Below are 11,053 nucleotides of genomic sequence, written 5' to 3'. Positions count from 1 at the left end.
CTACTTTTATAACATCTATAAAAGATAATAAAAAACTACGTGGAAAGACCGCATTTTGTATAAAAATATACGTTAAGTTGATGGATGTGTGGTGCTACCCCTACTTACTGTTACGCAGGATAGTGCCAAGAAATATATTGTGGATCAAGATCCTGTTCCTCTATTAAATGAGCGATTTCATCAATAATAAGAAAATAAAGTTAAGTGTCATAGTATAAGGTTATATTTTGACAAATAGCTCAAAAAAGAACCCAATTAATAGGTTCTTTTTTTGATGCTGATTATTTTTGTTCTAAAATGCGTTCAACCTCATCTATGCCTAATTTACTGGCTTTAGCGATCGTTTCAAGTGGTACACCAAGTTCATTCATACCTTTAATCATCTGTATTTTCCCTTGCTGAACCCCTTCTTGAATGCCTTCTTTTTTCCCCTCATTACGAGCATGAGCAAACTTTGCAGCCTCATCCATTAAGGCCTTTTCTCTTGCTTCATATGCTTGACGGAAAGAAGAATCTTGACTCATACGTTCCCACTTATCCATTGCTTTTTGTAAAATCGGATCTTGGTTCATGGCAATGTCCTCCAATGTTTGTGTGAGATACTCATCTTCATTCGCTGGTAATAATAATAACCAACGAACAAACGAGTCTTCCCACGGATTAACTTTCTCTTCACGCCATTGCTGTAGTAACTTTGGAATCTCTACAATATGAACTTCGATATCGTCACTTAATAACTTTTGTTGTTGCTGGTTCCAAAGGATTCCTGTTGTATGAAACGCTTCATATTCTGGAAACATCACAAAGTTTAACAAGTTAATGGTAATCGTTTTATGAAGTGAGCTATAAGGCATCCCTTTTTGCAATTGAGAGGTGTATAGCCTTCCCCAATAATACAAGCTTCGTTTGATCATATCGTGATTGTTATTTAATTGTATTTCTACATTTACCTTTGTTCCTGTATTTAATGTAGCCGAAATATCTAAAATTGATAATTTATCTTCTTCATATTCTCGATGCAAATGTGGATCTTCTAATTGCAGGGAAACAATAGGTGATTCTAAAGAATCTTTTAATATGGCATTTAAAAAGGCAACTAAAATATCTTCATTCCCATTTGTGCCAAATAACTGCTTAAATGCAAAATCGATACGTAAATTTACTAATGAATTGGACATGGTTTTCCTCTTCCTGTTTCAAACTATATCTTTACCTTTATTGTACATAAAAACAAAGTCAACATGCAAACAATCACCTAGGATTTATATAGGGAATGCTTACAAATATACACAATAGATTATCGAAGATTATTTGGGGTCACCATATCATTTTGAGAAAAATGTACGCTAAGGAATTTATCGTTTTCTGACATTCATCTCCCACCTAAAATTGGTGTTTCACACCTTCAGATTTTTGAGGAAGGAGTCTTCTGTCAAAAAACGATAAATATTTAAAACAATTCAAATAGAATAAGGTGAAACCGGATCTTGGTTTCACCTTATTCTATTTCGAATTTATTATATATTAATTACACATTAAAACTCACCATCACCAATTAAATTTCCTGCATCATTATCTTTAGTAAGTCTTTGCTTCAAATAATTTTCTTTTGTAGTTCTATCATTTTTATGGCCAACTGCAGCTGCGATAAGATGTGGTGGTAGTTTTTTGTAATCATATAAATACTGTACATAAAAGTGTCTAAAGAAATGAGGTGTGATGCGTATATTCTCTGTAAATTGTAGTTTAGTCTCCTTGATGATCTTAGAAATATACTGAGATAGATAATTCTCTCTGTAGGAAGTATGATTCTTTGTTTGGAATATAGTCCCACCGTTTTTATTTCCAATATCAATAGGCAATCGCCTGCGTATACGAAACGCGACTATACGATTAAAGATTTCTTTATTAATAGAAACGATCCTCTCATCATCACCTTTTGTAGCCACCGTTAAGTAATAACGGTCACGCATTGAATCATACTCAAGATCTTCCCACTTTGCATGCGAAACTTCTGCAACGCGTAATCCCGTAGTAGCTAGGACCGATAATAAAGCATAATTGATTTCATTATCCTTATAGTAATGAAGCAACTGTTTCACTTCCTCATATGATAACTCGCGTTTTGGTTTATGGTGTTTATTAACGGTAGTACTTAGAATTTCCACATGAAGAGGTTCCTGGATATATTGAATTTCATATAGCCATTTCAAATACGAACGGATCACACCTAGTTTCCGACTAATCGTAGATGCTTTGTATTTTTCTTTTGATTGATAGGAGATTGCCTCCTGGGATAACCATTTTTGATAGTTACGTATATGTCGCTTTCTTAAGTTCCTCCAAACTTGACCCTCTACATAATCTTTAACATCTTGCTGCAGAAATTCTGTACTTTGTTTGATGAAAAAATAGAACTGGCTTAAGTCACGTGCATATAGAGTCCTGGATGCATCCTTTACACGTTTTTCTTGGTCAAAATGTGTTTGCCGATTTAAATAGTAATACAATATTTCTTCATCTGAAAACCCCTCATATGTATATGAATCTTCTCTTTCGTTATTTTCCTTTTTAAACTCAGCTTCATTTATATATTCTTGATTCCATATCGCAATTATGTTTGAGAAATTTTGTTTTTGTTTCTCTATATTTTCTAAATAAGTTTCACTATTAATTGTATTTAATTTAAATTCCATTGTTAATCAACTCCATATTAATTCCCTTTATATCTAATATTATAACTGAATTACATTAAAAGTTACTTACATAATAAGATTAAATTTTATAAAAATGAAACTAATGAATAAGAATAGAAAATGTTCTATTTTCTATGGTTATTATCTAATTCTTTTTATAAATTATCTTTTATATAATTTATAATTATATAAAAGATAATTTAATTAGAAAGTGAATTTACATTTCATTTATTTTTAAAAATAAATTAATGTATAATTGTGTTATAATGTAATTTACATTATATATTTTTATCAATTTAACTTTACATAATAAAATTATCGATTTTACATAACAGAAGTTTACACATAGGAGGAAAAGATATGTTTGAAAGACATGAAATAAATATGAATACAAATGAAGTAAAAGCTTATTTAGGAATTAGTAGCTTCATTTTTAGTACTCTTATGAAACAAGGACAATTAAATCCAATTAATCGAGAGACCTGGCGTTTAGATGGTAGCTTTTTATTTAAGCAAAAAGACATAGAAAAGTTGAAAGAAGATCGTGAAACAGAAGGAATTACCTTATATCAGGCAGCAAAAGATTATAATGTGAGCATGTATCAGCTTGAAAAGTGGATAGAAGAAGAAGTATTGACTTGTACTATACAGAAACATCGTAATCGTGAGACTAAATTTGTAAATGAGGAAGAAATAAACGGATTGGTACAGCAATTGGATCAGGCCAATACGCTGTATACATTCTCACAAAAATATAATGTAGTATTGTTCCAAAAATTCATGGAAGGTAATAAATTAGCACGCATTATATCCATTCCGAAGCGCGGGGATATTGTGCTTATTGATGAGTTTGGAAACAATATGACACTAGAAGATTCAATTAAAATGGGGTATAAGCCTGCATATATTTTATCTGATAAACCAAGAAGTCATCACCAAAAGTTTGTAAAGTTTCGTTTTCCTAAATCAAATCAATTGCGAAGTAACATTTTCCACTTAATTGACTTAGTACTACAGTATGTATCACCAAGAAATATTAAGATTTCTGAGGAAGATGGTTTTTGGTACTTTGATATTCGTCAATCCATTATTCAATTACCAATGCAAATGCAGGTAGAATGGATTGATTGTTTAACCCCATATATAATAGAAGGAAAATTAACAAGACGTGTTAATAATAGCGTGTATTTAGATAGCAGTAGTGTTACTAAGGCAGTAACGATAACAAGCAGTGAATACCATGCAATCACAAACATTGTAAAAGAAACGAACAGTTCTATTGAAGAATTTATTGCATCCGCTATTCGTGAAAAGATTTATGATTATCAAGCGTCAGACAACTAAATAATAAAAATAAAGAAAAGACGCTTTAAAGCGTCTTTTCTTTATGTAGATTTAATTTGGGTTAATAACAAATTCTTATGCAATAATATATAACGAAATCGGAATGGATATTATTTTTGAAGAAAAAGTTTCCGGAGCAACAAAAGATCGTAAGCAACTTCAAAAAATGTTAGAGGATATACAAGAAGGTGACATCATTTATGTTACGGACTTAACTCGGATTACTCGTAGTACACAAGGTTTATTTGAATTAATCGATAACATACGGAGTAAAAAGGCAAATTTAAAATCCTTAAAAGATACATGGCTAGATTTATCAGAAAATAATCCCTACAGCCAATTCTTAATTACGGTTATGGCGGGTGTAAACCAATTAGAACGTGATCTTATCCGTATGCGGCAGCGTGAAGGGATTGAGCTGGCTAAGAAAGAAGGAAAGTTTAAAGGTCGGTTAAAGAAGTACCATAAAAATCATGCAGGAATGAATTATGCAGTAAAGCTTTATAAAGAGGGAGATATGACTGTAAATCAAATTTGTGAAATTACAAATGTGTCTAGGGCCTCATTATATAGAAAGCTATCGGAAGGGAACAGTTGATGAGTTATACCAAAAATCGGGAATATATAATAGAAAATAAATTTCATATAGAGGTGGAATTATATGCCTAAAATTGACAATATGTTAGCAATTCTATGGATGCTTCGTTCAGGTGAAAAAATTACTGCAAAACAAATTTCAGAAAAGTTAGAGATGAATATAAGGACTGTGTATCGTTATATTGATACAATTTCAACAAGTGGCGTACCTATAATTTCAGAACCAGGACATAACGGTGGATACACTTTATTGAACAATTTTATTGAGGCTCCTCTTTTTTTTGATTTTGAGGAGCAAACTTCACTATTTCACGCTGCTGTTTTTGCAGAAGAAGCCGGATATTATGGAGGTGAAGCACTAAATAGGGCCATTTCAAAACTAAGTAAATACTCAAATCAAGAGCAGGAAACAAAGATAAACCAACATTTAACTAGTCTTGAAGTAATAAGTCGATTAAGTTCACTCTCTATAGAACCTTTTTTGAAGGAGTTGGAGCAGGCCGTAGCTGACGGGTACTCAGTAAAAATTCTTTACCATAAAAGTGGCGAAAAGCAATTAAATTATAGATTGGTCGATCCGTACAGAATTATCTATTGGAATAATAAATGGTATGTGATTGGATTTTGTCATCTTAGGAATGATATCCGTAGTTTTAGAGTAGATCGAATTGAAAGTCTAATGCTAACCGAAAATAAGTTTAACCGGCCAGAAAAGTTTTCAGCACGTGACTTTTTTATAAAAAGTCTTCTTCCAACTATAGAAGATAAGGAAGGAATTATTTCTTTGGTTATTAATGGGGAGAAAAGTGTATTGGCTGATATTTGCCAACATTGGTTTTTAGGACATTATTTACAAGAACGGACTTCAAATCAAGCAGTTTTTCTTCTTGAAAAAGATATTATACATACATATGTACCTTATTTACTTTTACCGTACAATAAATCTATTAAAGTTATTGAGCCAATAAGTCTTAAGAAAAGACTTATTGAAGTTCTGTCGGAATTAATAAAATTTCATCAAGTATGATAACTTCCCTGACGTTAACTGTCAGGGAAGTTATATTATAATAGCTATATCAATTGTGATTGGAGTGTTATTGGATGCAAACAAAAAAAGTTTTTCTATATGTATTTAATACAATGTCGGACTGGGAATATGGACATTTAATTGCTGAACTAAACTCAGGAAGATATTTCAAAAAAGATTTAGCACCTTTAAAAGTAATTACAGTAGGAGCTAATAAAGAAATGATTACTACTATGGGAGGACTGAGCATAAAACCAGATATTTCCCTTGATGAATGTACTCTTGAGAGTAAAGATCTTTTAATTTTACCAGGAGGGACTACTTGGAGGGAAGAAATTCATCAACCTATCTTGGAAAGAATTGGCCAAGCTTTAAAGCTTGGCACTATTGTTGCTGCAATTTGTGGTGCAACTGATGCCCTCGCGAATATGGGATACTTGGATACTAGAAAGCATACAAGTAATAACTTAGAATATACTAAAATGGTATGTTCTAACTATAAAGGAGAAAAGTTCTATGAGTTGGGATCTGCGGTATCTGATGCGAATTTAGTTACTGCATCAGGAATAGCTCCTCTGGAATTTGCAATGGAGGTACTGAAAAAAATAGATGTATTTACATCAGATGCATTACATTCATGGTATAACCTAAATAAGACTCATAAACCTGAATACTTCTTCCAGTTAATGAATTCAATAAATAAATGAAATAACTAAAAAGCTCAATTTCTCTATTTTGATTTGCAGAGAAGTTGGGCTTTTTAATTTGGAATTCCCTTATCGTTGTAAATCCGCATTTTCCTGACGCTACCCCATGCCCATCAAGCTAATATTTTGAGTACCCCCAAAACAAAAATTTTATCTCTCCACAGTTAGTTGTCTATGAGAATTCAGTTCGTTTTTTGTTTTGGGATATTTGCTTTTCTTAGCTTGATGGGTGTGGGATCACCATGTTATTTGGGAGTGTACATATCCCTTGTTGTTTTTATTATGGATAGGATTAGGCTATTTAGTATGTTTCTCTACATCTAAACTACTATAATGGTTGTTTTATAAATTAACAACATTGCAAAATTAACCAAGTATTTTCGAAGTTTTTTTGTAATAAGTCTTCTTTTTTTATCCAAAAATATAGTCTACCAGAATCTCCCCAATACATTTCCAAATCATCATTGGTATCAATTTGTAAAAGTAACATCCAATCATGAGGGCTACCAGGCAAACGTTTTATCTCTTTATCTGAAGGATACGCATTTCCTAAATAAAATCCGTTTGTAACAAGATGACACTCTTCAGCCATTTCTTCTGATTGTATGGCTTGTGCTGAACCGAGTAAATGATGAAATCCATCGTTCTCTTCTCTGACATATGATTCTTCTATTTCTTCGTAAAAATCCCATTCATCATCATCTGATAAACCTGTTTCTCCAATTTTTTCTTTTGCCAATGTCCATGTTTCTTCAAATGAAATTAATGAAGAAGGGAATATTTCCTTTGTGATTTCTCTTCTTTTTAGATTTTCTATATTTTCTGTGTACAGAACACGATGTCCTCCAATATCTTTTGGGTCAAACCCCCATGGTTCTTCTTCTACATCATAAAAGAAATACAACATGCCCTTCGTAGGCAGTGGATTTCCTTTGTGATAGGATTGTACTTCCTCTAAATTCAGTTGTCCAATAAAATATAGAGGCATGTCATTTTTGGTTGGAATCTCTAATTCATCAGGTAAATCAGGAAAACCTCCGAATCTTGATGTTCCCACTGCTATTTTTTCATCAGCTTCTTGGCATAAGTGTATTTGAATCGTTGGTTCAAGTGTATCTAACATGCGCTTCTCTAGATGTACGATACCATACTTTTTGAGCACATTTTGTAGCATTTTTTTCATTATGTATCACCTCATTCTTATTGTACAACAACAAAGTTTTAATTCATCTTCAAAAAATAATAATATCGTTGATAATATTTAAAAAGGGGTTCTGGTGCATCGCTATCAAGCTAAGATAAATTAGTATCCCTACAACGAAAAAAACGCTATTCTTTTTGTAGAAATATACAGAAAGGATGGCGTTTTTGATGAATCCTATCATTTCAAATGAACTGAATCTTTTCGCACAAGAGCTACAATACTTTTTATCTCCAATAGTCCTACAAGATATCGCCAAACAAGTTGGTTTTGTACAGCGATCTAGTAAGTATCAAGCAAACGAACTCATTGCCCTTTGCGTATGGCTCAGTCAAGAAATCGCTAGCACATCACTTACACAATTGTGCAGTCAGTTAGAAGCTTCAACTGGGGTACTGATGGGCTCAGAAGGATTGAATCAACGCTTTAACCCAGCAGCTGTCGCATTTCTTCGAGAAGTCTTTACTTCTCTTCTCACACAAAAACTCTGTTGTAATCACTCGCTTTCTGCACACATGATCTCTACTTTCAATCGTATCCGTATTTTAGATGCAACAGTGTTTCAACTGCCTGATCATTTCGCCACTAACTATCAAGGTTCAGGCGGGAGTAGTAATACGGCAGGCGTGAAAATCCAATTGGAATATGATTTACTTAGTGGTCAATTTCTTAACGTGCAGCTTGGACCAGGAAAGAATAATGATAAAACATACGGTACCATCTGCCTTGAAACCGTAGAGGCGGGCGATTTGTGTTTACGTGATCTTGGTTACTTCGATTTAGGAGACTTACAAACTATTCATGATAAAGAGGCTTACTATATCTCGCGGTTGAAGCTGAATACACGCATTTATATCAAGAACCCTGAGCCAGAATACTTCAACAACGGCACGTTAAAAAAGCAAACAGAATACATCCAGCTTGATATGACACAAATGATGTCGGGTCTAATCCCTGGTGAAACGATAGAAATCCCCGAGGCATACATTGGCCAAAATCAGAAGCTTCCAGCACGTGTCATTATCCATCGTTTAACCGATGATCAAACGCAAACACGCCTGAAAAACCAAGCGATACGTGAAAAGAAAAAAGGCATCGTCATGAAGGAGAAAAGTAAACGTTTAATGGGTATGAATGTATATATCACGAACACGTCTCTAGAAGGAGTACCAACGAACTACGTGCACTCATTGTATTCACTTCGTTGGCAGATTGAAATTTTGTTTAAAACGTGGAAGTCATTTTTTGAAATTGATGAATGTAAAAATATTAAAAGAGAACGCCTAGAGTGCCATTTATATGGACAACTCATCGGCATTCTCCTCTGTTCTTCTACGATGTTTCAAATGCGACAGTTTCTGCTTGAAAAGACAAAGCAGGAGCTGAGTGAATACAAAGCGATTTATATGATTAAAGATTACTTTCCGTTACTGTTTCAAGCGATAGCCGTTGGCACAGAAGAAATTTTAAAAATTCTGCATCGCCTTTATCAGCTGCTCAAAAAGAACGGTCGTAAATGTCATCGGTATAAGAAGATGACCGTCTTTGATATTCTAGGGATTGTGTATAAAACGACAGTGAAGCATAGACAATCTGCCTAGCGAAAAAATCACGTTTTAATAGGCTTCTTTAGCATGCTTACTTTTCTATCAATTGCTAGTTTTGAAACAAGGATCGTTTCTTATCTAGTAATTTACTTGGTTAGCTTGATGGGCATGTGACGCTACCCCACATCCATCAACTTAAGAAAAATAAAGGCCCCAAAAAAGAAAAAATGGGCCGAACTCTTATGAATAACTGTGAAAAGGTAAAATTTTTGTTATGGGAGGTTTCTGAAAATCTTAGCTTGATGGGCATGGGACTGAACCCCCAATACTTTATTTTAATAATGACTCTTTTCATGAAATAAAAATCAGTTATCAGTCTACACCATTTTGTAGATTTAGCAATAACAAGTGTGTATTTGTAGAATTTTAATTAAGTTTAATAAAAACGAAATCGCTCAACCTAATCAAGCATCCAATAAAAAAACTCCATTTTGAATAAAGATTGATCAAAATAGAGTTAGGCTTTCTAATGAAGTATGGAATTTTTATAAAAAAAGTTTGATTACTTCACCATCCAATTTTCAAATGCTATCAATTAACCTTTTTACTGCATTAACTACGACTTCTGGTTCATCATTTTGTATATAATGGGCACTATTTTTAGCTATTATATATTGACCATTAGAGGATATCTGAAGAATGTCTTTCTGCATTTTATTCCATAGCCCTTGTGATTCTTCTGAATAATGAGCTTTTTTACCTGCTGATATAACAATTAAAGGGACACTCATTTTCCTTCTTGAATCCTTTAGCTGTTGCAGGCTTTCCATAAATTCATCATATGTACCCTCATAAACAAATTGTTTGTTATAAGCATCTTGAAACTCCTTAGGCATTGTTGGCAAAAACCTATCTTTATAGTCTTCGGGTGTAGAGTCAACTAGCACTACCCCTGCGACCTCTTGAGGATATTCAGAAGTATATATGCGTGCATTTACCCCACCAAAAGAATGTCCCACCAAGATGTAAGGGGGCTTAATACTCAATTGAATAAGGGCTTCTTTTAACTCTTTTACCATATATGTACTTGTTCTAGGATTTAAGCTTTTCCCACTTTTTCCTAATCCAGCCCTATCATAAACGAGGACATTTGTAAGTGCGGAAATTTCAGACACAACAAACTTCCACGATTTGGAATAGTCTCCATATCCAGCATCCATTATGACAGTTGGCTTATTCTTTTTGTCCCCATAAAATTTTGTAAATAATTTAAAACCATGAAGTTGAACAAATGTTTCTTTCACTGTTTGAGCTATCATCTTTGTATCTCTCATACTATACCCCCTATGTAGAACGCTAACAATACTCTCCACCGTTTTCAAATAACCTGCCCCTCTGCTTAATGAAGAATCCTGAAGTTAAACTTTTATTGAACTTTATTATTAATTATCAACCTTTATTTCAAACTAACATCATTTTTATCTTTCAGATAGTCTCTTTTATTCTAATTTCTTCATTTCTTTCAGCCGTTCTATATCCTTTTCTGAAGCCTTTTCTATTTTATACAATTCATAGCTACCCTTTGTCTCATTTATCACTACAAATTCAATTTCATTCCGAACATCGCTTTTAGTTTTTCCCTTTTTATAACCAATAACATTATCTAATATAGTTTCTCCACTATCTTTTTTATATAAATTATAGCTAACAGGTGGCCGGCCAATTACATACTTATTATCAGAAAATCCGACTATATCATCCCCCCCTAATCCTGTCGAAACACTCCAGACAAAAATAATCTGAAATATAGAATAAACAACAATACCGCATAAGAAAAAAATAGGATTGATTTAAAAAATAACTTTAAAGGTATCCTGCCCAAAAACATTCCCTCCCATTTCACCTCGGGATAGCAAGAACAAAACGTGAATTTT

8 protein-coding genes and 2 pseudogenes are annotated in these 11,053 nt (G+C 33.2%); 5 read left to right on the top strand and 5 right to left on the bottom strand.

Annotated elements, in window-relative coordinates; translation table 11 throughout:
* Positions 1 to 281: 281 nt before the first annotated feature.
* Complete coding sequence (locus MR065_RS23800; RefSeq protein ID WP_242215294.1) at positions 282 to 1,178, bottom strand: Rpn family recombination-promoting nuclease/putative transposase; 897 nt, start codon at positions 1,176 to 1,178, stop codon at positions 282 to 284.
* 357 nt (positions 1,179 to 1,535) lie between these two features.
* On the bottom strand, positions 1,536 to 2,696 hold the full coding sequence (locus tag MR065_RS23795; protein WP_242215293.1) for a tyrosine-type recombinase/integrase: 1,161 nt from the start codon (positions 2,694 to 2,696) through the stop codon (positions 1,536 to 1,538).
* A 360-nt stretch (positions 2,697 to 3,056) separates the two neighbouring features.
* Here MR065_RS23795 and MR065_RS23790 point away from each other — a divergent pair, with 360 nt between their 5' ends.
* The 4 genes and pseudogenes from MR065_RS23790 (at position 3,057) to MR065_RS23775 (ending at position 6,371) form a co-directional block, all read left to right on the top strand.
* Positions 3,057 to 4,040 (top strand): DNA-binding protein, encoded by a 984-nt coding sequence (locus tag MR065_RS23790; protein ID WP_242215292.1) that lies wholly within the window; start codon positions 3,057 to 3,059, stop codon positions 4,038 to 4,040.
* 91 nt (positions 4,041 to 4,131) lie between these two features.
* Positions 4,132 to 4,638, top strand: a pseudogene (locus MR065_RS23785) (recombinase family protein); the annotation flags it as partial.
* A 63-nt stretch (positions 4,639 to 4,701) separates the two neighbouring features.
* Positions 4,702 to 5,664, top strand: coding sequence for a helix-turn-helix transcriptional regulator (locus MR065_RS23780; RefSeq protein ID WP_242215291.1), 963 nt, complete (start codon positions 4,702 to 4,704; stop codon positions 5,662 to 5,664).
* A gap of 74 nt (positions 5,665 to 5,738) precedes the next feature.
* Positions 5,739 to 6,371, top strand: a complete 633-nt coding sequence (locus tag MR065_RS23775) for a type 1 glutamine amidotransferase family protein (protein ID WP_242215290.1) — start codon at positions 5,739 to 5,741, stop codon at positions 6,369 to 6,371.
* Between the two features lie 349 nt (positions 6,372 to 6,720).
* Here MR065_RS23775 and MR065_RS23770 read toward each other — a convergent pair whose 3' ends face one another.
* The gene (locus MR065_RS23770) at positions 6,721 to 7,554 is read right to left on the bottom strand and encodes a YwqG family protein (RefSeq protein WP_242215289.1); all 834 of its coding nucleotides are present in this window, start codon (positions 7,552 to 7,554) and stop codon (positions 6,721 to 6,723) included.
* Between the two features lie 188 nt (positions 7,555 to 7,742).
* Here MR065_RS23770 and MR065_RS23765 point away from each other — a divergent pair, with 188 nt between their 5' ends.
* On the top strand, positions 7,743 to 9,173 hold the full coding sequence (locus MR065_RS23765) for an IS4 family transposase (RefSeq protein WP_242215288.1): 1,431 nt from the start codon (positions 7,743 to 7,745) through the stop codon (positions 9,171 to 9,173).
* A 527-nt stretch (positions 9,174 to 9,700) separates the two neighbouring features.
* Here MR065_RS23765 and MR065_RS23760 read toward each other — a convergent pair.
* Together MR065_RS23760 and MR065_RS23755 are read right to left on the bottom strand one after the other, a co-directional pair.
* A complete protein-coding gene (locus MR065_RS23760; RefSeq protein WP_242215287.1) occupies positions 9,701 to 10,453 on the bottom strand; it encodes an alpha/beta fold hydrolase in 753 nt (250 codons plus the stop codon).
* Positions 10,454 to 10,618: 165 nt separating this feature from the next.
* Positions 10,619 to 11,001: pseudogene (locus MR065_RS23755) on the bottom strand (hypothetical protein).
* Positions 11,002 to 11,053: the final 52 nt, after the last annotated feature.

The organism is Bacillus cereus group sp. BfR-BA-01383 (assembly GCF_022663495.1).
Lineage (GTDB): Bacteria > Bacillota > Bacilli > Bacillales > Bacillaceae_G > Bacillus_A > Bacillus_A cereus_AU.
Note: the sequence above shows the minus strand (reverse complement) of the source record. Positions and strands in the feature narration are given on the sequence as shown.

What these genes read in the sequence shown, in the direction of transcription:
- MR065_RS23800 (WP_242215294.1), bottom strand. Translation starts at nt 1,178, where the DNA reads ATGTCCAATTCATTAGTAAATTTACGTATCGATTTTGCATTTAAGCAG.
- MR065_RS23795 (WP_242215293.1), bottom strand. Translation starts at nt 2,696, where the DNA reads ATGGAATTTAAATTAAATACAATTAATAGTGAAACTTATTTAGAAAAT.
- MR065_RS23790 (WP_242215292.1), top strand. Translation starts at nt 3,057, where the DNA reads ATGTTTGAAAGACATGAAATAAATATGAATACAAATGAAGTAAAAGCT.
- MR065_RS23780 (WP_242215291.1), top strand. Translation starts at nt 4,702, where the DNA reads ATGCCTAAAATTGACAATATGTTAGCAATTCTATGGATGCTTCGTTCA.
- MR065_RS23775 (WP_242215290.1), top strand. Translation starts at nt 5,739, where the DNA reads ATGCAAACAAAAAAAGTTTTTCTATATGTATTTAATACAATGTCGGAC.
- MR065_RS23770 (WP_242215289.1), bottom strand. Translation starts at nt 7,554, where the DNA reads ATGAAAAAAATGCTACAAAATGTGCTCAAAAAGTATGGTATCGTACAT.
- MR065_RS23765 (WP_242215288.1), top strand. Translation starts at nt 7,743, where the DNA reads ATGAATCCTATCATTTCAAATGAACTGAATCTTTTCGCACAAGAGCTA.
- MR065_RS23760 (WP_242215287.1), bottom strand. Translation starts at nt 10,453, where the DNA reads ATGAGAGATACAAAGATGATAGCTCAAACAGTGAAAGAAACATTTGTT.